A 507-nucleotide genomic window follows, 5' to 3' on the forward strand; every position below is an offset into this window, starting at 1 on the left:
CTTCAACTGCAGATTCAACTGCATCGAGCTCGTCTTCAGCAGTGCCTGTCACTGGGTTGCCGTTGTTGTCGGTACCTGTAACTGTAATGTCTAGGTCACCGTCGGTTAGATCGGTGATATCTAGATCTGTAACCGTGTAGCTGCCGTCTTCTTCAACAATCGCGGTTGTCGTAACGGTGTTGCCTTCTTGGTCAGTGATCGTAACCACTAGCTCAGAGCCCACTGGGATATCAGTAGTATCACCTGTCACATCAATCGTTGGACCAGCGTTATCCACTTCGGTCTCAACGGTGATGTCTGCCGCAATCGCATCCAGCTCAGCGTTGTCTGTGCCAGTGATTGGGTTACCATTGTTGTCCGTTGCGCTTGCAACCACATCTAATGGACCGTCAATCAAGCCGCTTAGGTCGGCTTCAACACTGAAGTTACCATCAGCGTCCAACGCAACGTCATTCAGAACAACTTCATTGCCCTGCTGATCCGTGATCACCAAGTTAACCGTGTTGC

At 50.5% G+C, this 507-nt stretch carries 1 protein-coding gene; it reads right to left on the reverse strand.

All coding sequences use genetic code 11. The features are described 5' to 3' along the window. Positions 1–507, reverse strand: a 507-nt coding sequence (locus DN062_RS18630) for a hypothetical protein (protein ID WP_205126783.1), incomplete at both ends; no start/stop codon positions are given.

Origin of the sequence: Nitrincola tibetensis (genome assembly GCF_003284585.1) — a bacterium.
GTDB lineage: Bacteria > Pseudomonadota > Gammaproteobacteria > Pseudomonadales > Balneatricaceae > Nitrincola > Nitrincola tibetensis.